The sequence below is a fragment of the Limosilactobacillus panis genome (genome assembly GCF_019797825.1).
GTDB lineage: Bacteria > Bacillota > Bacilli > Lactobacillales > Lactobacillaceae > Limosilactobacillus > Limosilactobacillus panis_A.
In genome coordinates this window covers 1,779,480-1,804,044 of sequence record NZ_CP081855.1, presented here as the reverse complement: position 1 = coordinate 1,804,044, position 24,565 = coordinate 1,779,480, and the positions used below count along the sequence as shown (strand labels likewise).

Here is a 24,565-nt window from a genome sequence, read left to right as displayed (position 1 = left end):
AAACAAGCACGACAGTGATGTGGTGTTGAGTAAGTCAGAAGTCAGCCGAGGTCATAGTAGTCTGATTAGTCAGACGAAGGACTGAACGACAATAACTCATAAATTATATCGGAGGTGTAATCAGGTGCGACAATCGCAGAAAACAGAAACACAAGCTGACCGCTTGTCGAGGATAGGTTTGGAAAACCGAAAGTACACAAGGGCGCGTAGTACCGATTATGGTGAAGGTAAAGGTATGAGTGTCACTATCCAAGACTTAGTCTTGGATCGCAATAACCTTAATCAGGCTTATTTGCGAGTTAAGAGAAATAAAGGAGCGGCGGGTATTGACGATATGACTGTCAATGACCTTCTGCCCTACCTCAGGGAAAATAAAACGGAATTAATCACCAACCTACGTGAGGGCAATTATAAGCCAGCACCGGTTAAACGAGTGGAAATTCCCAAGCCCAACGGTGGAGTGAGAAAACTAGGGATACCAACGGTAGTGGACCGCCTGGTCCAACAAGCAGTTGCCCAGGTACTCACGCCCATCTTTGAGCGAGTTTTCTCTGACAATAGTTTTGGTTTCCGCCCTCATCGTGGAGCCCAAGACGCAATCGCAAAGGTAGTTAAGCTATATAATCAAGGTTATCGACGGGTAGTTGATTTAGACCTTAAGGCCTATTTTGATAATGTCAACCATGATTTGATGATTAAATACCTCCAACAATATATTGATGACCCATGGACACTAAGACTTATCCGTAAGTTTTTGACTAGCGGAATCTTGGACCACGGGCTGTTCGTTAGGAGCGACAAAGGAACTCCGCAAGGAGGACCACTATCGCCACTGCTAGCGAATATCTATTTAAATGAGTTGGATAAAGAGCTGACCAGACGTGGTCACCACTTTGTGCGCTACGCGGACGATTGTAACATCTATGTTAAAAGTCAGCGGGCCGGAGAACGAGTAATGCGTAGTATTACTCAGTTTCTTGAAAAGCGATTGAAAGTTAAAGTTAATCCAGATAAAACCAAAATTGGTAGTCCCTTGAGGTTGAAGTTTCTTGGCTTCTCACTCGGTGTAGACCGTAATGGTGCCTATGCCCGACCAGCCAAACAATCACAACAACGAGTAAAACAAGCATTGAGGCTTCTAACTAAGCGTAATCGGGGTGTTTCTCTTACCAAGATGTTTGAAGAAATCCACCAAAAGATGCGTGGCTGGCTTCAGTATTACTCAATTGGGAAGTTAGCCAATTTTATTCACCGCCTTGATCAATGGTTAAGAGCACGAATAAGACAATATATCTGGAAGCAATGGAAGAAATTCAAAACTAAAGTTGTACACCTACAGAAGTTAGGTTTGTCTTATCATGATGCGTTCGTCTTCGCTAGTACCCGAAAGGGTTACTGGCGAACTGCACACAGTAAGACACTAAATTATTCTCTAACAAATAGAAAACTGGAGCACCTTGGACTAATAAATATGTCCAAGACGCTCCAGTTAATTCAAAAGTGATTAAATTGTCGAACCGCCGTATACGGAACCGTACGTACGGTGGTGTGAGAGGTCGGTAATTGAACTAATCAATTACCTCCTACTCGATTGCAAAATCTTAATTTCTTTACGCTAGTTCTTGCTAAATGATATACTGTTTGCATGTTTAAAATTAGCATATGAGGGAGACGATAAGATGACGACAGATAAGAGAAAGGGAATCACCTTGGCCATCGTTGGGGCATCATTTTGGGGAATGTCTGGGGCTGCCGTGCAGTTTCTATTCCAAAACCCAACCATTAACGAATATTGGCTTGTTGGGCTTCGCTTACTGGGCGCCGGGTTTCTGCTGGTCCTATATTCGACTTTTAAGCAACCAGCTGCGGTCAAAAGGCTGTTTAGTAGCTGGTCGCGGGTCCTTTATCTGATTCTGTTCTCCTTTATTGGGATGGGGGCGTCCCAGATGTCGTATTATGTTGCCGTTAAGTATAGTAATGCTCCAACGGCAACGGTGATCCAATACTTAGCCCCCGTCTTCATTATCTTCTATATGGCCGTGCATACCAAAATGCTGCCTCGGCGACTGGACGTGATTTCAATCATTGTGGCCCTTATTGGGACCTTCCTGTTGGCCACGAATGGTCACCCAAGCCATCTCGCCCTGTCCCCATTGGCATGTATTTGGGGACTGCTGGCGGCAGTCTCGGAAGCAATTAACACGATTATGCCGCGCAAACTTTTCAAAGAGTTCGGAACAATTACCATCGTTGGCTGGTCAATGCTGATTGCTGGCCTGGCCTTTCTGCCACTGTATTGGATAATGCCCGTTCCGTCATTGAACGCAGTTGATATTACGACAATCCTGTTCATCATTATTTTCGGAACGCTTTTTGCCTACACCCTTTACCTTGCTAGTATCAACTACATTGATTCCAGTACAACCGGAATGCTCGGGGCATTTGAGCCCTTGGTTGCCACTCTGCTAGCGGTTTTCTTCCTGGCCACACCGTTCAGTTTGCCCGACTGGATTGGGGGAATACTAATTGTCCTGGCAACGATTTTGCAGTCGCTTCCGGAAAAATACTTTACCCATATCAAGTAATAACGCGAAAGCTCCCGAAACTCGTAATTACTACGACCTTCAGGAGCTTTTTTTATACCTCGTACTTCGTAAAGCGCTGGGCCTCTTGGGGTGACATTTCCACCGTCAGGAGGGTGCCATCCGTCCGGTACTCGGTATTCAAGATGTTAGTGTGTTCGTTGAGATAGGAAACCAGCTGTCCCTCTGCGAAGGGAAGAAGGAGCTTGACCTGAACGTAATCCTTGAAGAGGTGCTTACGAATAACGTTCACCAGGAGGTCCAGTGATTCCGGCTGCTTAGCCGAGATTACCACCTGGTCATCCCCTTCAAGAACCGGGAACTCAATCTCGGTTTTATCAGCCTTGTTGAAGACGTTAATCATCGGGATGTTTTCAATGCCAATCTGCTTCAGGGCCTGCTCAGTGGTGTGCATCATTTCTTCGTAGTGGGGGTCCGAGTAGTCGATTACCTGGATCAATAGGTCAGCGTTGGCAGCTTCCGCCAAGGTCGAACGGAAGGACTTGACCAGGTTAGTCGGCAGCTTGCTGACGAACCCGACGGTATCACTAAGAAGAAAGTCCTTCTTGCTTGGTAAAGTCAGGCGGCGGACACTGGTGTCCAGGGTGGCGAAGAGCATGTTCTTTTCAAACACCGTCTTGTCTTCAACTGCCCCGTAACGACGGACTAATCCGTTCATGATGGTAGACTTACCGGCGTTGGTGTAGCCGACCAGGGCGGCGGTTGGAATATTACTCTTGGCCCGCTGCTTCCGCTTAGTGGCTTCGGACTTATCAATGTCAGCTAGCTCGTGACGGAGGTGGGAAATCTGGTGTTGGATCGTCCGCCGGTCCATTTCCAGCTTCGTTTCACCGGCCCCCCGGTTAGTAAAGCCGCTCCCGCCACCAGTCTGCTGGTCAAGGCGCTGACTGGCACTGGTTTGCAGCCGGGGCAGGCGGTACTGGAGCTCCGCAATCTGGACCTGCAGTTTGGCCTCCTTGGTCTGGGCCCGGTTAGCAAAGATTTCGAGGATGAGGGCTGTCCGGTCAAGAATCCGGCAGCCAACCTCTTCCTCAAGGTTCCGCAGCTGACTTGGCGAGAGTTCATCGTTGGTAATGATGGTGGTGGCGTCGTTAGTGGCCGCCACCTCCGCAATTTCCGCTACTTTCCCCGTCCCAAAGTAGGTGGCCGGGTTAGGGCGGTCAATTACTTGGTCAACCCGTTGGACGACATCCATGTGGTTGGCCTGGGCCAATTCGGCCAGTTCGGTCATCGAATAGTCGTAGTCTTCCTGCCCCGTGTCGAGGCCGGCAATGATTACTTGTTCATCTTTTTGTATATTGTTATCCATTGAAGAATAGTGTTCCCCCTTAGGATCAATGATTATTCTGGAAGTTCTAGTTGGTCGTAAAAGTCAACGTGTGTCTTGTCCGCCGTTAACGTCAAGCGGGTCAGGCTCCCGTTTCGGACTGAGGACGGGGTCTGGTAGCCGAAGTGTTCGGCAATTGAACGAATGGTCATACCGTGGGAAATCACGATGACGGTTGACCCATCTGGGAGGGCCCGGAGTCGGTCCATCCCCTTGTTAACCCGGTTCCAAAATTGGACGTGATCTTCGGCGTCGCCATAAGGGTCCGCAGCGGCCAGCTTATCCTTTAACTTGTCAGGGCCCCAGCCGGCAAGCATGTCAGAGAAGGAGTGAAAGTCTTCTTCCCCGGAAAGAAAGTCGGTGACGGCCGAACCGTTTAATCCCTCGAAGCTACCGAAGAACTCTTCACGAAAGGCCGGCTCTGGCGTGGGCTCCTTGATATCTGTATTTGGGTCCGCCGCAAGCAGGAGGCGCGAAGTTGCCATCGTCCGGGCGAGGTCACTGCTGAAGACGTAGTCAAAGTTAACGTTGGCCAGCACCTTACCCGTTCGTTGCGCGTCTGCTTTACCCTTTGCAGTAAGCGGCGCATCGGACCATCCTTGAACGCGATTGTAACGGTTGAGGTAGGTTTGACCATGACGAACAAAATAAGCGGTAATTGCCATACGTAAAAACTCCTTTGTCTCCTAATAATGAAAAAAGCTATTCATATTTTACCATGAATAGCGTACAAAAATAACCAGAGAACCCTTAGAGCATCCGATTCTTTCGGATGATTCGCTGGCGGATCAACTTAATGCCCCACATCCCCAATCCGGTCAAGGCGGTACAGGAGGTCATTGCCAGAATCACGAGGGAGAAGTGGTCGTGGACGAGCGGAATACTACCGAAGAAGTAACCTGCACCACAGCCGAGGACCACCCAGAGAGCTACCCCGACGAAGTTACCGACCGTAAAGTGGCGGAAACGGTAGTGCATCATTCCAGAAATGGTCGGGATAAAGGAACGGATGAAAGGAATAAAGCGCCCGAAAGCGACGGCCCAGAAGCCATACTTGTCGAGATATTCCTTTGCCCGCAGCATCCGGGGGCCGTTAAGGTGCTTTTGCAGCCAGTGCCAGCGTGACAGGCTGTGGCCAATGAAGTAGTTGACTGAGTCACCAATGAAGGCCGCAAAGAAGAAGACGGGGATGACAATTTGCATCTTGAGAATTGGGTGGACGGCGATAAAGGAGCTAGTCAAAAAGACGAGTGAGCCCCCCGGCAACCAGGGGAAGACCACCAGGCCGGTTTCCATGAAGACAATCACGAACAAGATTAGGTAGCTCCACGGACCAAGCCACTCAAACATTGGGATAAGGATTTCCGCAATGTGAGTCAGAATATAAAAAATGTGGGCCATATAAGCGCCCCCTTCCAACGAATTTATTAATTCTATTTTAGAATGTTTACACCGTCGTTGACTAGCAATCCGCTTTAAAATTAAGCCAGCCTTAAACAATGGCCTTTTTGTGGCGACGGGGCCAAACACTAACAGATATAAGTTGGGAATGCTATAATGGAAAAACGATTTTGAAATCCTGAAAGGTAGGGAATCCTCGTGACTGAAAATTCGGTAATAGAATATGAGCAGAAGCACCTTGACCACGTTTTAGCTGAGATCAAGAAGGCCAAGGGAAAGGCCGCGCAGCGAATTAGCACGGCCAAAAACGATATTGAAGATATCAACAAGCAGACGAATGACATTCACTTAAACACCACGACGTATTCCGGGATGATGGACACGGCGATGTCCTTTCGGGCCCAGCAACAGATGCTGGATGAACGGAATAACAGCTGGCAGCACGCGGCGGACCACCTGGCAACTTTGGAGCGCTTGGAGAAGAAACCGTACTTTGCCCGGATTGACTTCCAGGAAAAGGGGACAGACCAGCCAGAGTCAATCTATATTGGCCTGGCATCGTTTAGTGACAAGCCCGACCACTTCTTGATCTACGACTGGCGGGCACCGATTTCTTCCGTTTATTATGAGGGAAAACTCGGTAAGGTGAAGTATGACACCCCGGTGGGCCCCCAGGAGGTCAATATGACCCTCAAACGGCAGTTCCAAATTAAGAATGGCACTATTGTAACGATCTTCGATACAGACGAACAGGTCGGGGACCAGATGCTTTTAGAAGCGCTGGGCAACCACTCCAGCACTAAGATGAAGAGCATCGTCACCACCATTCAGCGGACCCAGAACGAGATTATCCGGGATACGAAAGATAACCTCCTCTTTGTCCAGGGGGCCGCGGGTTCCGGAAAGACGGCCGCTGTCCTCCAACGGGTCGCCTGGCTTTTGTATCGGTACCGGGGGAACCTGTCATCCTCACAGGTCATCCTCTTTTCACCAAATCAGCTCTTCAACGACTACATTGACCAGGTGTTGCCGGAACTGGGCGAACACAACATGGTCCAGATGACCTACTTCCAGTTCGCTAACCGCCGTGTTCCCCGGCTACATGTCCAGACGCTGGCTCAACGCTTTGAAGCCCGTCAGGATGAAGTTAGCCAAAACGCCCAACGCCTGTGCACGAGCCTTCAATACTTCAAGGCCACGGCACGGTACGCCAAGCACCTCGGCCACGCTAACATGCGTTTCCGTAACATCATGTTTAACAAGAAGGTTTTCATCAGCAAGGAGAAGATTCGCGAAATTTACTACTCCTTTAACAATAATTATAACCTTGGTAACCGGCTGGACGGGACTAAGGAAGAACTGATTAAGTACCTTAACCGCCGGGTCAGCAGCGAAATGCGCAGTAAGTGGGTGGAACAGCGAATCCAGGACCTGAGTAAGGAAGAACTTGACACCTTGTTTGCCAACCAGCCGCGCGAGTTTGAAAGTGACGATAAGGAATTCAAGTTCCTGGCCCGGAAGATTGTTATGAAGGCTTTTGAACCAATCAAGCAGGCCATCAACCACAACCTGTGGCTAAATATTAATGCCCAGTACCTGCACCTGTTACGAGTAACCCCAAAGCTGGTTGACCTATCGGATTTTAACCTGACTGCCGACCAGTGGACCACCTTTGTGGACGGAACTAAGGCGGAGCTGAAGAAGCACAACATCAGCGCTGACGGGATTACAATCTACCTTTACCTGTATGACTTGATCACGGGTAAGCACGGCCAGCGCGATATCCGCTACGTCTTTGTCGATGAGGTTCAGGACTACGACGCCTACCAGTTAGCCTACCTGAAGTACCGCTTTCCTCGGGCAAAGTTCACCTTGTTGGGGGACCTCAACCAGGCAATCTTTACCCACGAGAATAGCCGGTCGCTACTTCGTCAACTGAGTACGATGTTTGATCCCGAAAAAACGCGGGTAGTGAAACTAACCAAGTCCTACCGGTCGACCAAGCAGATTACTAACTTTACCAAGCATATCCTGGAAAATGGTGAGGCAATCGAGGCCTTTAACCGGAATGGTGAACTGCCGCAAGTGATCACCGCCGCCGACTTTGACGGGGGCGTCGATGCCCTGGTTGCGGCCCTTAAGAAGTATCAGGGAGAACACGATGCAGTGGCCATCATTGGTAAGACCCTTGAGGATAGCGAACAGCTACACCGGGCTTTGGAACGTCGCAACGTCAAGACAACCCTGATTCGGACGGAAAATCAACGGCTCGTAAAAGGAGCCATCATTGTGCCGTCCTTTTTGGCTAAGGGCCTTGAGTTCGATGCTGTGATCGTGTGGAACGCAAATGACCACCAGTACCATGGGGATGATGAGCGTCAACTCCTCTACACGATTTGCTCCCGGGCAATGCACGCACTGACGTTGGTTACCGTCGGGCAGCCAACCAGGTTGATTGCCAAGGTGCCTACAGACGAGTATGAGTTAATCAAGAAATAGTAAAAAACGAAGCTGGGAAATCACATTTTTCTCAGCTTCGTTTATTTTTTATAGCGCCTTCCGTTTTAAGAAAGGAATATGGATATTCACCTGCATGATGGCATTGGCGACCAGAAGAATAAAACCACCGATAACTAATTGTGGGGTCAGGGGGTCATAGCCCATAATGACGGACATAACACTGGCAAAAAATGATTCTAGCATCAGGATTAAGCCGGCCGTGGTCGGATCCGTATATGCTTGTCCAGTGATTTGCATCCCCTGGTCGGATCCGTATATGCTTGTCCAGTGATTTGCATCCCCTGGGCGAGAAAGGTTACCCCAATGGCTAGGATTGCCAATGGAATCAACGCCTGGATCCAGTGAACATGCACCAGGGTAGGGCGCTCAAAGAGAAAGGTTGTAATCCAACCATAAGTACCCTGGCAGATTCCAATCATGAAGATCAGGACCCAGGGGCTGGAGGCGTGGGGTGCGTACTTAGCAAAGAAGATGATTTGAGCGGCCCAGAAGATAGTGGAGATTAGCGTTAAAACATCACCAAACTGCAGGTGAAGGTTACTTTTTAAGATGTTGGTAATAATTGCCATGCCGATGATTGAAAGGTCAATTGAAAAATATGCCTTTCGCTGGGGACGCTCATGCCAGAATAGCCACAGCAGGAGTGGGGCCACCACAATGTACAAGGTCGTCAAAAAGGCGTTTTTGGCAGGGGTCGTGTAACGTAGGGCATCCGTCTGCAGGTAGTAGCCGAGAAAGTTGATTGTCCCGATGGTAAGACCCAAGCGGACGTCAACCCAGGTCATGTGTCGAAGCTTCTTGAAAAAGATTAGGCTGCCAGCAGCAACACACATCGTCCCTCGACAGGCATTAATCAGCCCGGAGTGCATGCCAGCATCGACCGTCAATTTGGCGAAGACGTAGCTGCTTCCCCAGAGAATGGCAACAACAAATAACATCAGGTCGGCTTGCTTTTTACTGAGTGACATGGTGAATCAACTCCCCCTTGATTAAATAATGCCGATAAATGATAACATGTTTAATATAAGAAAGTAAGATATTGAAAGCGGTACCCACTAAATTTGTGGCTGGTAAATTTAAACTTTTTGAAAAAAAGCCGCTTTGGTGATTGCTATTCGTTAGCAGAATGTATTATTGTTTAAGTTGATATTTTTTTATGGAGGAACAAATTATGAAAACAGCGTTGCAAAAGTTGCGACGTGGCTTGAATACCAAGTTAGGGTTCTTTCTGCTCGCCGTACTCTTATTCTGCCTTAAGAGTTATTGGGCATACCAGAATGAATTTAACCTTGGTGTTAAGGGAAGCATGCAACACTTCCTGCTCGCCTTTAATACAATACCGGGAGCCCTGGTCTTCCTAGGGATTGCGCTGTACTTCCGGGGACGGTTGTCATACTGGTTAATGTTGATTATTAACGCCCTTTTGTCGACGTGGCTATTCTCCAACATCCTGTACTATCGTGAATTCTCTGATTTCATTACTTTTAACGTTATCAAGGGTTCTGGAGCGACTTCTAACAACCTCGGTAAGAGTTTAATGGGAATCATGCGTCCGGGAGATTTTCTGGTCTACGCTGACGTAATTATCTTGGCTCTAGTCTTGCTGTTTCACATCATCCGGGTTGACATGCGGCGTTTTAAGACCCGCTATGCCATTACCGTAACGGCTCTCGGCTTTATCCTTTTTGGTGCCAACCTGGGGATGGCCGAATCCAACCGTTCACAGCTTTTAACCCGGACATTTGATAATAACTACATTGTCAAATACCTCGGCTTGCAGGCGTACACCATTTATGATGGGGTGAAGACGACCCATAACAGTGTCATCAAAGCCCGGGCTGACCAGGATCAGTTGAAACCGGTTCTTAACTTTATTCACCATAATTATGCGGGACCAAACATCCAGTATAAGGGAGTTGCCCGTGGCAAGAACATCTTCGTGATCCACTTGGAAAGTCTCCAACAGTTCATGATTGATTACAAGCAGGATGGTCAAGAAGTAATGCCCAACCTGGATAAGCTTTACCATGCTGATGACACCTTGGCCTTTGATAACTTCTTCCACCAGGTTGGTCAAGGTAAGACGGCCGATGCGGAAATGATGCTGGAAAACTCACTCTTCGGGTTACCAGAAGGATCGGCAATGGTAACAGACGGAACGACGAACACCTTCCAATCTGCTCCGGCCCTCCTGCATCAAAAGCTGGGTTACACGACGGCATCCTTCCACGGGGACGTCCCAAGTTTCTGGAACCGGGATAATGCTTATAAGTCCTTTGGCTATCAGTACTTCTTTAGTAAGGAGTACTTCCCAAAGACTAAGGATTACGACGTTGGCTACGGGATGAAGGATAAGATCTTCTTAAAGGAAAGTGCCCACTACGTCGAACAACTGCCGCAACCGTTCTACGCTAAGTTGATTACGGTTACTAACCACTATCCTTACATTCTTGATAAGCAGAATAAGGATATTGAGGGCTGGCATACTGGTGACGACACCGTTGACCCGTATGTTCAGACAGCCCGTTACCTGGATGAATCACTGGGTGAATTCCTAGACTACCTTGATAAGTCCGGCTTACGGCAAAACAGTGTTCTGATTCTGTACGGAGACCACTACGGAATCTCCAATAACCACCAGAACGCGATTGCCCAGGTCCTGCACAAGAAGAAGATCACTAACTACGACTTGGCAATGTTCCAAAAGGTCCCATTTATGATTAACATGCAAGGGCTGAAGGGTGGCATTGATCATACCTATGGTGGTGAAATTGACGTGCTGCCAACCCTGGAAGACCTGTTAGGAATTAGCTCCAAGAATTACATCCAGTTTGGTCAGGACCTTTTGTCACCACAGCGGAACCAGATTGTACCGTTTAGAAACGGTGATTGGGTAACGCCAAAGTACACTAAGTACAATGGTGATTACTACTACACAAAGAACGGTAAGCAGATTACTAAGGCAACGCCAAAGCAAAAGAAGGCCTTTAGTAAGATTCAAAAGTACGTCACGACGGATCTTGGCCTATCTGACCGGGTCATGAATGGCGACCTCCTGCGGTTCTACAAGCTCCCTGACTTCAAGAAGGTTAATAAGAAGGACTACACTTACAACCTGAAGAAGGGCCTCCAGAACCTGAAGAATGCCCAGAAGAAGAAAAAGACAAGTGTTAAGGCAGAAAACGACAACCAGAGTACGTTTGATGAGTACACAACAAATGCTCCGGAACTAAAGGACTACCCAAAGTTAAGCTTTCCGAAGCCATAAATACTAATTGATTCACCCCCAGTGCCGAAAGTGTACGGTACTGGGGGTGAATTGCATTTCCCGAAAAGGAAACGGACTGCTGAACAAAAACTAAAATTTGTAAAAAACATACTTATCGCTTAATTTGTTAGGACCTATTTTATGATGGTTTACTTATTTATCGACCGCGGATGATTTAGAAGTAAAACGTTATACATATGATTCCTAATGGAATGATACGCCTTAAATTGCAGATATTATTCTATAAAAAATGTAATGGGGCCATTTATCAGTATTAATTGACTTGGTTAATAATCATAAGTTGTTATTAAAACATTTAAATCTGGTTCAGTCCCCATCCCTATAGTAAATTGGTTAATGCTAAATTTTATTAATTAGGAGTAAGTTATTGTGAATAAATAATCGCTGGACCATTACAAGTTGTATAAAGCTGGTAAATTATGGATAACAGCACTGATATCAGTAATCTTTTTTGGAAATACTGTTTTGAGCCAGAAGGCAAGCGCCGATGATGGCACCACCACGAGAGCTGTTAAGGCAAGCAACGACAACCAAGTACTGACGAATAATAGCGTTGTACTGAAGAGTTCAATAGCCACGAACAATGGTACGCAGGAAGCTACGACAGAAATCGCAAATAAAGTGGCCACGCCACCGACACAAACCGCAGCAGCTAAGGATGGCAATCTTGTTTATGAGGGCCAGCTACTGGGTAAGGCTGCTGGTTTCCACATCTTTGCAGGAAAGACTTCCTCCAAGGTGGATACTAACGGGAATATTGCCACGGGGGAACTGTTAAATGGGCAGGAATTTGGAACCCGCGGTCAGTCCTTTAACCACATCGCTAAGGATACTTATTACATCAGCAAGGTCAGCGGTATTGGCCCCAATGCCTTTCGGACCGGCAACAATGATGTTGTCTTGGGGGATGATACCAATGTCACGTTTAACGGGGACCAGGTTTTTATTAATGGTATCCGAATGGACCACCTCAAGAAGAGCGATGTGCGGATCATCAAGAACCACATTGATATCGATGGCGAGTTGACCAAGTTAGCCGGCCGCGCTGATTAACTAACAGGGAAGGACCAATCAGACGGTGTCGTACTTAACTTTAGTGACATGAACAACCGGACAATCGACATCAGCAACGTTAAAGAAAAAGTTGTCATTATTGAACTTTCTAGCGATTTCCTGGAACAACCGCAAGATATTACTATCAAGGGACTAGATAGTGACACAAAAGATGGGCAGGTTGTCATCATTAATGTTCAATCATCCAAGGATGCCCTTAATCTGGCAACCAAGACAAGGCTAATCTATGATGATAATACGCAATTGTCGCCTAATGAAAGCCACGCAAAGCCAAACCATATTCTATGGAACTTTGGAAATAAGGTTAAGACCGTTAATATTTCTAGTGGATACTTTATGGGAAGTGTGCTCGCTCCGAACGCAGAAGTAAACGTTGACGTAAATGTCGACGGGAACCTGGTGGCTCAAACAGTTAATATCCGCGGCGGCGAATCGCACCGCTGGGACTTATGGGAACCCGTAACGCCGATATTCCCCCGCCCAGTTATTCCACATTGGCATGGGGAAGAAGAATTCGTAGAACCGTCGAAGGATCACGGGAAGCCAGATGGTGGCAAGAATACGCCTGGTAAGCCAAGTGATGGTAAGCAACCGGTAAAGGCTGATATCGACAAAAGTCAAGATAGCCAGCCCGGTAAGTCGGACCAGCCGAGTCAACCAACAAGTCCAGTTAAGTCTCAGGACAGCAAGCCTGGCAAGTCAAGTAATGTGACCCCCGTTCAGCCGACGTCACCAAGCGAGCCAGTGGAACCTGGTAAGTCAACTAACGTAACGAAGCCAACGAGTCCGGTCCAGCCAACGAATCCTGGCAAGCCAGCTCAACCGGTAAAAGCGGTAGAGCATTCTCAATCCAGTGCCGAATCCGCGCAACTACCACAAACTGGTAATAAGGATAATAAACTCGGAATTATTGGCCTTATGGTCGCTAGCGTTGTAGTGGCAATCAACCTTCTCAAGAAAGAATTCTAAATCCCCTCTTAACTGTTGGGAAAAAACTAATTTTCCAAATAATATGTCAAAAAGGTTCGACCACGGAATTATTTCCCATGGTCGGACCTTTTTTGTTGCTTTTATGTTGACACTTGTAAACATTATTGCTATGATTACAATTGTAAATACAATAATGAGGTGATAAAAATGGTTAAGGTATTCGTATTGATAATTGGTATTATCTTGATTGCACTGATTGCTTGGTGGTTCTTTGGTAAGCATGAACAGGCAGCCCAGAGCGCCCAGGTAAAGGATAATGGTCAAAAGGCCACGGTGGTAGTTAATGGTGGTTACTCACCATCAACGGTTGTCTTAAAGAAGGGGGTTCCTGGCCAGGTTGATTTTGACATGCGCGACCACACAGCCTGCTTATCCCATGTCGTTTTTGATTCTTTAGGGGTAAATAAGGACCTTACTAAGCAAAAGATTACCACGGTAAAGATTCCAACTGATAAGGCTGGTGAATTTAACTTTGCCTGTGGGATGGATATGTTCCACGGAAAGGTGGTTGTTAAGTAATGCGTCTCTCGAGTACGCAACGTTTCTGGACATCATTGGTTCTGGCAATTCCCCTTCTTATTCAAATGGTGGGGATGCTTTTTCACTGGATGATGCCGGGGTATAACTGGGTGGCACTGGTAACGACAACCCTGATTATGCTGGTTGGGGCACTGCCGTACTGGAAGAGTGCCTGGGCAGCTTTCCTACACCATAATGCCAATATGAACACGTTGGTGGCTGTCGGAACGACAATCGCTTATTTCTATAGCCTCTTTGCGATGGTAACGGGGCGGCCAGTTTACTTTGAGAGTGCCGCCTTTATTACCGTTTTCGTCTTACTCGGCGATATGATGGAGGAACGGATGCACGATAACGCCTCCAACGCACTGAAGAAGCTTCTTGGTCTACAGGTCAAGGATGCGCTGGTTAAGCGGGATGGCCAATTTACCTGTATCCCCCTGGCGGATGTGAAGGTTGGTGACCTTATCCAGGTTAAACCCGGCGAGAAGTTCCCAGTTGATGGGGAAATCGCGAGCGGTACGACAACGGTCGACGAGTCGATGATTACTGGCGAGAGTATCCCGGTCGCCAAAAAGGTGGGTGACCACGTTGTTGGTGCCACAATCAATGGCCGGGGGACCGTCACTTTTAAAGCAACTAAGATTGGCAAGGATACGATGCTGGCACAGATCGTGGAGATGGTGAAGAAGGCCCAGACGAGTCATGCACCGATCCAACACCTGACCGATAAGATTTCCGGAATATTTGTCCCAGCTGTCCTCATCATTGCCATCGCCACCTTCATTATTTGGTACGTCCTTTTAGGGGCTAGCGGTGTACAGGCAATGCTATTTGCGGTGTCGGTCGTTGTAATTGCCTGCCCCTGTGCTCTTGGCTTGGCAACACCCACTGCACTGATGGTGGGAACCGGCCGGGCAGCCAAAATGGGTGTCCTGATTAAAAATGGTGAGGCATTAGAAACGGTAAACGATATTAAGACGATTATTTTTGATAAAACGGGGACCATCACTGAAGGGAAACCACGGGTTACTGATATTGTTGGACCTAAGCGGCAGGTACTGGAAGTTGCGGCAAGCCTGGAAGCAGCGTCTGAACACCCCTTGGCTTCGGCGGTTATGCAGCGCGCAAGTGACGAAGGCATCCAGCCTCAAGCGGTCACCAATTTTCAAGCTATTGAAGGTAAGGGGGTTGCCGCTGAGTTGGCTGGACAACCGGCCTTTGTCGGTAGTAATAAGTTATCGGTAGATTACCAAGTTAGTTCCGAACTAAAGCAGCGCTTAAGTAAATTGCAAGCTGAAGCCAAAACGGTTATTCAAGTTGGCTTGAACCAGCAAGTGATTGGCCTACTGGCAATTCAAGATGTTCCTAAAACCAATGCTAAGCAGGCAATTGCTAATTTGAAGGTCCAGGGCTTGAGGACAGTGATGCTCACTGGTGACAACGAGCGAGTTGCGCAATCAATCGCTCAAGACGTCGGAATTGATGACGTAATTGCCAACGTTTTGCCAAACGAAAAGGCTCATTACGTTGAAAAATTTCAAAAAGCGGGCAAGGTTGCCTTTGTTGGGGACGGTATTAACGATGCCCCCGCGTTAACAACTGCTGATGTTGGGATTGCAATGGGTTCGGGAACGGACATTGCAATTGATTCCGGTAGTATTGTCCTGGTCCAAAACGACTTGCGTGGGGTCGTTCGTGCCCTGGAGATGAGCAGGAAGACATTTAACCGGATTAAGTTGAATCTCTTCTGGGCCCTTATCTACAACGTAATTGGAATCCCAATTGCCGCTGGTGTCTTCGTTAGCTTAGGTTGGATCCTGAGTCCCGAGATTGCGGCCCTTGCAATGGCCTTCAGTTCGGTCTCCGTTGTTAGTTCCTCATTACTATTAAATAAGGCTAGGATTGAATAGTAAAAGTGACGGGGCTGTGACAAAAAGCCTCTAAATCAGAAGCTCCATTCGGAATTAACAAAAATTCTGAATGGAGCTTTTTGATTATCTGAATATTTTGAGAAAATGAGCGGCCTTCCGGCCATTTTCTTCATGGTGCGCCCGGCATGGGTATTAACTAGGCGGTGAAAGTCCACTATGGGCCGTAGTAGTCGGAACCATGAGCTGACGACAAGGGTGTCCACTGTGAGGTGGAATCTGAAGGAAGTCTAAGGCAAAGTACTGCACCGATGAACAAGAAGTAGCTATAAGGCTGAGAGTAACTGGATAAGGTTGCCATACAAACTAAAGTCCAATACTACTCGAAGTTGCTTTCAGTAAAGCTAACGGTGACATGGTACGAAAGTTAATATTCTTACCCGGGGAGGTCTGGCTTACACGTTTCCGACAAGAGGAATAAATGAAATTCCACAGAAACAAGCACGACAGTGATGTGGTGTTGAGTAAGTCAGAAGTCAGCCGAGGTCATAGTAGTCTGATTAGTCAGACGAAGGACTGAACGACAATAACTCATAAATTATATCGGAGGTGTAATCAGGTGCGACAATCGCAGAAAACAGAAACACAAGCTGACCGCTTGTCGAGGATAGGTTTGGAAAACCGAAAGTACACAAGGGCGCGTAGTACCGATTATGGTGAAGGTAAAGGTATGAGTGTCACTATCCAAGACTTAGTCTTGGATCGCAATAACCTTAATCAGGCTTATTTGCGAGTTAAGAGAAATAAAGGAGCGGCGGGTATTGACGATATGACTGTCAATGACCTTCTGCCCTACCTCAGGGAAAATAAAACGGAATTAATCACCAACCTACGTGAGGGCAATTATAAGCCAGCACCGGTTAAACGAGTGGAAATTCCCAAGCCCAACGGTGGAGTGAGAAAACTAGGGATACCAACGGTAGTGGACCGCCTGGTCCAACAAGCAGTTGCCCAGGTACTCACGCCCATCTTTGAGCGAGTTTTCTCTGACAATAGTTTTGGTTTCCGCCCTCATCGTGGAGCCCAAGACGCAATCGCAAAGGTAGTTAAGCTATATAATCAAGGTTATCGACGGGTAGTTGATTTAGACCTTAAGGCCTATTTTGATAATGTCAACCATGATTTGATGATTAAATACCTCCAACAATATATTGATGACCCATGGACACTAAGACTTATCCGTAAGTTTTTGACTAGCGGAATCTTGGACCACGGGCTGTTCGTTAGGAGCGACAAAGGAACTCCGCAAGGAGGACCACTATCGCCACTGCTAGCGAATATCTATTTAAATGAGTTGGATAAAGAGCTGACCAGACGTGGTCACCACTTTGTGCGCTACGCGGACGATTGTAACATCTATGTTAAAAGTCAGCGGGCCGGAGAACGAGTAATGCGTAGTATTACTCAGTTTCTTGAAAAGCGATTGAAAGTTAAAGTTAATCCAGATAAAACCAAAATTGGTAGTCCCTTGAGGTTGAAGTTTCTTGGCTTCTCACTCGGTGTAGACCGTAATGGTGCCTATGCCCGACCAGCCAAACAATCACAACAACGAGTAAAACAAGCATTGAGGCTTCTAACTAAGCGTAATCGGGGTGTTTCTCTTACCAAGATGTTTGAAGAAATCCACCAAAAGATGCGTGGCTGGCTTCAGTATTACTCAATTGGGAAGTTAGCCAATTTTATTCACCGCCTTGATCAATGGTTAAGAGCACGAATAAGACAATATATCTGGAAGCAATGGAAGAAATTCAAAACTAAAGTTGTACACCTACAGAAGTTAGGTTTGTCTTATCATGATGCGTTCGTCTTCGCTAGTACCCGAAAGGGTTACTGGCGAACTGCACACAGTAAGACACTAAATTATTCTCTAACAAATAGAAAACTGGAGCACCTTGGACTAATAAATATGTCCAAGACGCTCCAGTTAATTCAAAAGTGATTAAATTGTCGAACCGCCGTATACGGAACCGTACGTACGGTGGTGTGAGAGGTCGGTAATTGAACTAATCAATTACCTCCTACTCGATTTTAATGCCATTAAAGCAATCCCAATTTGTCTTTTGGCTTTCTTAAGACCACGTACTGTGAATCTTTTAAAACCCAAATAAGCCTTCAAGTTACCAAAAACAGTCTCTACATCGTACTTACGACGGGAGTAAGTGTTGGAATTTGAAAGCGACTCGCGAGCTTTCGACTTAAAATATTCCCACTGTGGGTTCACCATAAGGTACTTAGTGTTCCCATGTGGTGTTAATGCCTGAGAAATAATTTGATGATTCTCATCATACTTCTCTGCTTGATATACTTTGAAATCACGACGGAATTTGTATTTATCATTTCAGTATGCGTATCGTTTAAAGTTGAATCGGACGCCCTGTGGGTTTACATAAAAGTCATCAGCCTCATGATATTCCCAGTTCATTACTTTTCGATCATCAGAACGCCACTTACGGCTATTCTCTTTAATCATGGTGCTGTAAGGAATTAAAGCTGTACAATCAGATAGCTCATCTTCGATATACTTATAATTGCGTTCTGATCCGTAACCAGCATCGGCAACAATTTCTCGCCCCAAAACTTCGTTCTGGGCGAGATGAGATAAGAATGGGATTAAGGTTCTAGTATCGGTTGGGTTCTGCATGAGTTCATAACCCAGCACGTACTGTGAGCTAGTCATAATTTGAAGATTATACGCTGGCTTTGTTTGACCATTACGCATCGGATCTTCCTTTAAACGCATAAAAGTAGCGTCATGATCGGTTTTGGAATAGCTATTACGTTGGCCAGCAATCTGCGATTGGGCTTGGTATTCAAGATGCTTTTGACGACAATGGTCTAAAGCATGGAGATACTTTTTGGCATGACGTCGTTCCTGCTTGACCGGATTGGGCGAAACCTTTGCGGTTTCGGCCACCCGTTGGTTTAACTCTTCAATCCGTTGTTCAAGTAAGGCAATAATCGTATCAAGTTGATCAATGTCAAAGCTATCTTCATCAACATCAATCTTAACTTCTGCTTGCTTAATTTCACGAATTAGTTTTTGAGCCTTTTCAACGTTTAATTCGCGATACTTAATGGTGCGTTTCTTCCAAACAAAGGAAAACTTATTTGCGTTAGCTAAAATCTTAGTGCCATCAATGAATGAAGCCTCATCGATCATTCCCTGAGCCTTTAAATAGTCATGAAATTCCTTGAAACTACTCTGAATCATATCTTCCAATTCTTGGGAGACAATGAAGCGAGCAATGGTGCGGTAGGTTGGGCGCTGTTCTTGAGTCAACGACATCGCAATAATGTTTTCACGAGCAAAGCGTTCAATTTTCCTAGAGGAAATGATACCATAGCTGTAAGCCAGTAAAACTAACTTTAACAGCATTCGTGGATCATACTCTCTTGGTCGACCCATAATATTGGGTCGCCGCAGCGCTAAGCTTTCAACCAGCCGATTAATATAACGTGCTGGATGATTTAACTCAGGTTCATAAGCAGTAGGTATGTTCAAACTAAGTTGATTCATGTTATAATCAGGTTCCAATGTTTTTGTATCCTTTCGAGGGTATTTTGGAGGCATCGACGGTCAGGTCGATGTCTTTTCTTTTACTAATATTTTAAAGGAAAATGGAGTTATGTCACAGCCCCGCTTATGCCCGACCAGCCAAGCAATCACAACAACGAGTAAAACAAGCATTGAGGCTTCTAACTAAGCGCAATCGGGGTGTTTCTCTTACTAAGATGTTTGAAGAAATCCACCAAAAGATGCGTGGCTGGCTTCAGTATTACTCAATCGGGAAGTTGACCAATTTTATTCATCGCCTTGACCAATGGTTAAGAGCACGAATAAGGCAATACATCTGGAAACAATGGAAGAAATTCAAAACTAAAGTTGTACATTTACAGAAGTCAGGTTTGTCTTATCATGATGCGTTCGTCTTTGCTAGTACTCGGAGGGGCTACTGGCGAACTGCACACAGTAAGACACTAAATTATTCTCTAACAAATAGAAAACTGGAGCACCTTGGACTAATAAAAATATGTCCAAGACGCTCCAGTCAATTCAAAAGTGATTAAATTGTCGAACCACCGTATACGGAACCGTACGTACGGTGGTGTGAGAGGTCGGTAATTGAACTAATCAATCACCTCCTACTCGATTTAACGGTGCAAAATAAAATTCAGGGGAAAACCCAATTTAATCATCTCGTAGGATCATTAATAATTAATATAGGCAGATGTTATTACGATAATGAGGTGGATGTTAATGGAGCAGCTTTATGATCATTTTCAACGAAAAATTGATTATCTTCGGCTTTCGGTAACTGACCGGTGTAACTTACGGTGTGTTTATTGTATGCCCGCGGCCGGATTAGACTTTTTCTCCCAAGATAAGATTATGAGTCAGGACGAGATTGTCCAATTAGTCCAAAATTTTGCCCGATTAGGGGTTACAAAGGTGCGCTTGACTGGTGGCGAGCCATTGCTGCGGAGGGATTTAGCTACGATTATCTACCGAATTCGGCAAATTCCAGAAATAACTGATATTTCAGCTACAACTAACGGTACCGCCCTTAAGTACCAAGCAAAAGACCTTAAAGAAGCAGGATTAGATCGGCTAAATATTTCATTAGACACCTTTGACCCTGAGGTTTATAAGAAAATGACTCGTGGTGGTAATATTAAGCACGTTCTTCAAGGAATTGCGGCAGCTGAGCGGGAAAACTTTAAGATCATCAAGATCAATACAGTCGTCGTCCGGGGAGAAAACGATCAGGAGATAATGGACTTTATCAACTACACGAAGGATCATAAAATTAATGTGCGCTTTATTGAGTATATGCCTATTGGTCAAGAGATTAGTGATTGGCAACAGGAATATGTGCCATTAACGCACATCTTTGATGAATGTCACCGGGCCGGACTTAAATATTCACCGTTAACGTTACCGGGTAATGGGCCTGCAGATAACTACCAGATTGCCGGCTACCAGGGAAGCTTTGGGCTAATTCATCCCATCTCTAAACGGTTCTGCAAGTCGTGTGATCGAATTAGAATTACTGCAGATGGATACGTTAAAGCCTGTTTATATTGGAACGAAGAGCTAAATATTCGTCCAATGATAAATGATTTTACGGCGTTTAAACACGTTGTTCAAACGGCGTTAGACAACAAGCCGCTCAATCACCAGATGGCGATGAAAAATCCCCAGCAGATTATTAGTTCTGCGCCGACCTGGCGGCATATGAGTCAAATTGGTGGTTAATATTATGGCAGCAGATCAAAATACTGGCGCACCATTTTCACCGGTTGAAAACCGGGTCATGACCGCTTTGCAATCTGTAATTGATCCAGAGTTAGGCGTCGATATTGTTAACTTAGGATTGATTTATGATGTTCATGTTAATAAACAATGTTTATGTGTGATTAAGATGACGTTAACTACCATGGGATGTCCGGTTAGCAATATGTTAAGTCAGCAAATAATTGAACAAACCCTTGCGGTCAAAGGGGTCAACAAGTGTAAGATTGATCTCGTTTGGCAGCCACAGTGGAATCCAGATATGATGACCCGCTACGCAAAGATTGCCCTTGGCATTCACTCGTAGTAAATAATGAAAAGAGGACTACCAGTACCTGAAATTGCATTGAAGTGCAATACAAAAGTTGGACAAAATTAGATAATTAAGCTGCTAGGGCATGATTCCGATATTCAACGGGGGTCATGCCTTTAGTTTTTAAAGAGATTCGTTCATAGTTGAAATAGTGAACATATTGTGTAGCTGACTGCTTAAATTCTGACAAATTCTTGCACGGTGGAAAACCGTTAAGTAGTTCGGTTTTGAAAAGATGGAAAAAGCTTTCTACGGGGGCATTATCCAAACAGTTGCCCTTACGGGACATACTTTGTACAAAATGATGATTTTTAAGCCGTTGAATGTAGTATGGAAGTTGATAGTGCCATCCTTGATCAGAATGGATAATTGGGGTTGCGGTGGCTGGTAACTGATTCTCTAATTGTTCTAGGGTGTTCATAATTAATAAACGATTGGGACTATCACTGACTTGAAAGGCCAAGACTTCCTTACTGGCTTCATCAATCATGACTGAGATATAAGCCCACTGTTTATTAGCCAGCTTAATTTGACTAACGTCAGTGTGAATAACCTGATACGGATTCGTTTCGTTGAAAGTTTGCTCAAGTAAATTGTCCGCGGTGGTACCCACATGACCCTTATATGAGTGATACTGATGATTGCGATGACGATTATACATACTAACTTGAACACCTAATTGATGCATCAATGACTCAACTGTCGTGTCTGCTAAATGAATTCCTAGTTCTTCTAATTTTGCTTTAACTCGTCGATAACCGTAGGTTGATCGACCACGAACACGGCCTTCTTCCACAATCTTAAGAATGACTTGTTTTACACGAGCATACTTAGTGGATGGATGGGCAATCCGTTGGCGCTCATCATAATAAGTAGCCTTAGGTAATTGAATTGTTCGCAAAATTTCGCCAGTGGTAAAGCGTTGTTCTTTTGGACGCTGTGATTGTTCTGCCCTGATCTGATCCACTATTTGTGTTTTGGCGCGTGCTTTGAGGGTCCGAACAGGGCCAGAGATTTTTTTGTGATTTCTAGCTCCAATTTGGCCTCATGTAACTCTTGATTCTTCTTGGCAAGTTCTTCTTTGAGCCGGTCGAGTTCATTCCTCTCAGCCAAATGACGTATATGTTTTGGATTATGCTTCTTATTCACCTTTGGCGGCCTACCTTTCTGATGAGGCTTCAAAGCTTCGATGCCGTCACGTTGAAAAATATTGACCCAATAACTTACTTGTGTAGGCAACAGGTCAAACTTAGCTCCAACCTCAGCTAATGACTCCTCATGAGTTTGGTAGTAGTTTATCACGTTTAGCTTAAAATCTTGTGTAAATACTCGTTTATGACGCCGTCGTTTTAGCGCTTGAGATCCATTCATCCTAAATAATTGTACCCACTTATTGATGCGTTTCTTTGAAACATGGTAATTGTTAGACGATTCAGCTGTGGGGTTACCAGCTAAATATTCACTAACAATCTGTGATTTTAATTCTGAAGAATATTTTGACATAGAAAAAGTACCTCACAATCATTGGATCCTTTGTCCAACAATTATGGGGCACTTCACATCTTGGTGGTCCTCTTTTTTATAGACTAGTTATCTGGTTGGGCAAAAATGAAGTGGCCACTTTTGCCACCGTCTTTTTCGACTAGGTGAACATCATCAATAACCATTCCCCGGTCAATCGCTTTACACATGTCATAAATTGTTAATAAGGTGGTTTGAATAGCTAATAGTGCTTCAATTTCCACGCCGGTGACATGCTTCGTCTTAACTACTGCATCAGCAGTAATCGTATCATGACCATTGTCATGAAAATGAATGTCGACCCCGGTCAAAGGAATCAAGTGGCACATGGGGATTGATTCGGCGGTCCGTTTTGCCGCCATAATTCCGGACACTTGGGCGACGGCCAGGACGTCGCCTTTTTTAATGTGGCCAGCGGTAATTTGCTGGAGGGTAGTCGGGTGCATATGAATCTGACCGGTTGCTCGAGCAAAGCGCGCCGTCACCTTTTTAGCGGTCACGTCAACCATGCGGGCCCGGTCCTGGTCATTAAAGTGGGTAAGCTTATCTGCCATAATTATTGTTACTCCTTTTAGTAATTGATTGAGAAGTTAAATTGAGGGGCAAAAGACGGTTTCAACGGGCAAAAGCGTTGTGCCGCTGGTGGAATGGTGGCCATTGATTTGAGCAAGCGCTTAGCCGCATAGTTACCCATCAACTCCATATCCTGCTTCAAAAGGAAGATCCCATCCCCAACATACTGCGACCATTCCCAGTCATCAAAGCTGACCAGACCGAAATCCTGAGGAAAGGTTAAATGGTGTTTTTTAAAAATACTCAAGAGATCAAAGAGAACGGGGCCCATTAATGAGATGACGGCGGTCCGCCCGCTTAGTTGGGCTAATTGGTGGGTAAACGTGCGCGCAAGCCAATCACGACCATGGCCCCGCGTTTCGATATTATGGTAGGAAAGACCGAAGTCATTTGCAGCCGTCTCAAGGCCCGCAATGCGTGGAATTTGGCCAGAAGCTTCTGCAAAGTGAGCACTGATGGCAAGAATATTATGGTAGCCATGGTTAAGCAAGATGCGGCCCAGTTGGTAACAGGCATCTTGATTGGCACTGGTGACTGTGCCGACGCTGGCGGGGAGGTCCCATACTTCCTGGTCAACAATTTCCAGTGGTATCTGGGCTCTTAATAGTCCACTAAATTGGCTAAAGTGCCCTGAGTTTGGTTGAACGATGATTCCGTCAACTTGCTGCTGGTAAAGGCGTTGTAAAGCCCGCTTTTCGGTCTCAAGGGGGTTGTTCGTATTCATTAATAAAATATCGTAGCCGGCTTGCTTAAGTATGTCATCGATCCCCTTGGCGAGGAGGGATGAAAAGGGGTTAGCAATGTCACCAACTAAAACGCCGATTACGTGGCCTTGTCTTTGGCTAAGACGTTGTGCAGAGGCGGTCGGTATAAAATGGAGTTCTTTAATAACGGCTTCGACCCGCTGACGAGTAGCAAGGCGCATTTTTTCATAGTGGCCATTAATAATCCGTGAAACTGTTGTACCGGAAACGCCGGCCGCTTTAGCAACGTCGCCAATGGTTACACGCTGGTTCATTTTTCATCATCCTTAAAAGTTACTAGGATACCATTAGATGGCGGGGAAACTGCAATAGATTTTAATTTCCAATAGTATTTAATGGATATTTGCAAAGGTTTGATACTATAACGCATCATAATAACCTTCAATAAGATAATAGCTTAATCAAAAATGTGTAGCTATTATCTTATTGAAGGTTATTTACAGTGGT

Annotated in this window: 19 protein-coding genes and 3 pseudogenes; 12 read left to right on the top strand and 10 right to left on the bottom strand. The window is 45.7% G+C overall.

Going from position 1 to position 24,565, the window contains the following annotated elements:
- Positions 1-124 precede the first annotated feature (124 nt).
- Positions 125-1,504, top strand: a complete 1,380-nt coding sequence (gene ltrA / locus KZE55_RS08615) for a group II intron reverse transcriptase/maturase (protein WP_181578162.1) — start codon at positions 125-127, stop codon at positions 1,502-1,504.
- Positions 1,505-1,679: 175 nt separating this feature from the next.
- Complete coding sequence (locus tag KZE55_RS08610) at positions 1,680-2,585, top strand: DMT family transporter (RefSeq protein ID WP_222258143.1); 906 nt, start codon at positions 1,680-1,682, stop codon at positions 2,583-2,585.
- A gap of 52 nt (positions 2,586-2,637) precedes the next feature.
- On the opposite strand, the gene hflX is transcribed toward KZE55_RS08610, so the two are convergent.
- The 3 genes from hflX to KZE55_RS08595 form a co-directional block, all read right to left on the bottom strand.
- Positions 2,638-3,912, bottom strand: a complete 1,275-nt coding sequence (hflX, locus tag KZE55_RS08605) for a GTPase HflX (protein ID WP_222258142.1) — start codon at positions 3,910-3,912, stop codon at positions 2,638-2,640.
- Positions 3,913-3,944: 32 nt separating this feature from the next.
- Complete coding sequence (locus KZE55_RS08600; protein WP_222258141.1) at positions 3,945-4,595, bottom strand: histidine phosphatase family protein; 651 nt, start codon at positions 4,593-4,595, stop codon at positions 3,945-3,947.
- 85 nt (positions 4,596-4,680) lie between these two features.
- Positions 4,681-5,331: a DedA family protein gene (locus KZE55_RS08595; protein ID WP_222258140.1), complete on the bottom strand. Its 651-nt coding sequence runs from the start codon at positions 5,329-5,331 to the stop codon at positions 4,681-4,683.
- Between the two features lie 198 nt (positions 5,332-5,529).
- Between KZE55_RS08595 and helD the strand changes: the two genes are divergently transcribed.
- Entirely contained in the window at positions 5,530-7,830 is a 2,301-nt protein-coding gene (gene helD, locus KZE55_RS08590; RefSeq protein WP_222258139.1) for an RNA polymerase recycling motor HelD, read from the top strand.
- Between the two features lie 48 nt (positions 7,831-7,878).
- Here the strand turns inward: helD and KZE55_RS08585 are convergent.
- Positions 7,879-8,789, bottom strand: a pseudogene (locus tag KZE55_RS08585) (DMT family transporter).
- Between the two features lie 233 nt (positions 8,790-9,022).
- Between KZE55_RS08585 and KZE55_RS08580 the strand changes: the two are divergent.
- From KZE55_RS08580 to ltrA (KZE55_RS08555), 6 genes and pseudogenes are all read left to right on the top strand, one after another.
- Positions 9,023-11,119 (top strand): LTA synthase family protein, encoded by a 2,097-nt coding sequence (locus KZE55_RS08580; RefSeq protein ID WP_222258138.1) that lies wholly within the window; start codon positions 9,023-9,025, stop codon positions 11,117-11,119.
- Positions 11,120-11,524: 405 nt separating this feature from the next.
- Positions 11,525-12,193, top strand: a complete 669-nt coding sequence (locus KZE55_RS08575) for a KxYKxGKxW signal peptide domain-containing protein (protein WP_222259991.1) — start codon at positions 11,525-11,527, stop codon at positions 12,191-12,193.
- 36 nt (positions 12,194-12,229) lie between these two features.
- Positions 12,230-13,183 (top strand): annotated as a pseudogene (locus KZE55_RS08570) (collagen-binding domain-containing protein); the annotation flags it as partial.
- A 168-nt stretch (positions 13,184-13,351) separates the two neighbouring features.
- Complete coding sequence (locus tag KZE55_RS08565) at positions 13,352-13,723, top strand: cupredoxin domain-containing protein (RefSeq protein ID WP_396442459.1); 372 nt, start codon at positions 13,352-13,354, stop codon at positions 13,721-13,723.
- Positions 13,723-15,636, top strand: coding sequence for a copper-translocating P-type ATPase (locus KZE55_RS08560; RefSeq protein WP_222258136.1), 1,914 nt, complete (start codon positions 13,723-13,725; stop codon positions 15,634-15,636). The genes KZE55_RS08565 and KZE55_RS08560 overlap by 1 nt, the downstream gene beginning before the upstream one ends.
- A gap of 577 nt (positions 15,637-16,213) precedes the next feature.
- Positions 16,214-17,593: a group II intron reverse transcriptase/maturase gene (ltrA, locus tag KZE55_RS08555; protein ID WP_181578162.1), complete on the top strand. Its 1,380-nt coding sequence runs from the start codon at positions 16,214-16,216 to the stop codon at positions 17,591-17,593.
- A gap of 72 nt (positions 17,594-17,665) precedes the next feature.
- Here ltrA (KZE55_RS08555) and KZE55_RS10350 read toward each other — a convergent pair whose 3' ends face one another.
- Both KZE55_RS10350 and KZE55_RS08550 read right to left on the bottom strand, forming a co-directional pair.
- Positions 17,666-17,878, bottom strand: a complete 213-nt coding sequence (locus KZE55_RS10350; protein ID WP_261313238.1) for a transposase — start codon at positions 17,876-17,878, stop codon at positions 17,666-17,668.
- Between the two features lie 114 nt (positions 17,879-17,992).
- Positions 17,993-19,171: a transposase gene (locus KZE55_RS08550; protein ID WP_261313237.1), complete on the bottom strand. Its 1,179-nt coding sequence runs from the start codon at positions 19,169-19,171 to the stop codon at positions 17,993-17,995.
- A 113-nt stretch (positions 19,172-19,284) separates the two neighbouring features.
- Between KZE55_RS08550 and KZE55_RS08545 the strand changes: the two are divergent.
- The 3 genes and pseudogenes from KZE55_RS08545 to KZE55_RS08535 form a co-directional block, all read left to right on the top strand.
- Positions 19,285-19,718, top strand: a pseudogene (locus KZE55_RS08545) (group II intron maturase-specific domain-containing protein); the annotation flags it as partial.
- A 194-nt stretch (positions 19,719-19,912) separates the two neighbouring features.
- Positions 19,913-20,911 carry a GTP 3',8-cyclase MoaA gene (moaA, locus tag KZE55_RS08540; RefSeq protein WP_222258135.1) on the top strand — a complete coding sequence of 333 codons (999 nt, stop codon included), beginning with the start codon at positions 19,913-19,915 and terminating at the stop codon, positions 20,909-20,911.
- A gap of 4 nt (positions 20,912-20,915) precedes the next feature.
- Positions 20,916-21,254 carry a metal-sulfur cluster assembly factor gene (locus KZE55_RS08535; RefSeq protein WP_047768951.1) on the top strand — a complete coding sequence of 113 codons (339 nt, stop codon included), beginning with the start codon at positions 20,916-20,918 and terminating at the stop codon, positions 21,252-21,254.
- Positions 21,255-21,330: 76 nt separating this feature from the next.
- On the opposite strand, the gene KZE55_RS08530 is transcribed toward KZE55_RS08535, so the two are convergent.
- The 4 genes from KZE55_RS08530 to KZE55_RS08515 form a co-directional block, all read right to left on the bottom strand.
- Entirely contained in the window at positions 21,331-22,227 is an 897-nt protein-coding gene (locus KZE55_RS08530; protein WP_261313236.1) for an IS3 family transposase, read from the bottom strand.
- On the bottom strand, positions 22,227-22,763 hold the full coding sequence (locus tag KZE55_RS08525) for a helix-turn-helix domain-containing protein (RefSeq protein ID WP_222258134.1): 537 nt from the start codon (positions 22,761-22,763) through the stop codon (positions 22,227-22,229). The genes KZE55_RS08530 and KZE55_RS08525 overlap by 1 nt, the downstream gene beginning before the upstream one ends.
- Positions 22,764-22,846: 83 nt before the next feature.
- Positions 22,847-23,335 carry a cyclic pyranopterin monophosphate synthase MoaC gene (moaC, locus tag KZE55_RS08520; protein ID WP_222258133.1) on the bottom strand — a complete coding sequence of 163 codons (489 nt, stop codon included), beginning with the start codon at positions 23,333-23,335 and terminating at the stop codon, positions 22,847-22,849.
- Between the two features lie 17 nt (positions 23,336-23,352).
- On the bottom strand, positions 23,353-24,372 hold the full coding sequence (locus KZE55_RS08515) for a LacI family DNA-binding transcriptional regulator (RefSeq protein ID WP_222258132.1): 1,020 nt from the start codon (positions 24,370-24,372) through the stop codon (positions 23,353-23,355).
- Positions 24,373-24,565: the final 193 nt, after the last annotated feature.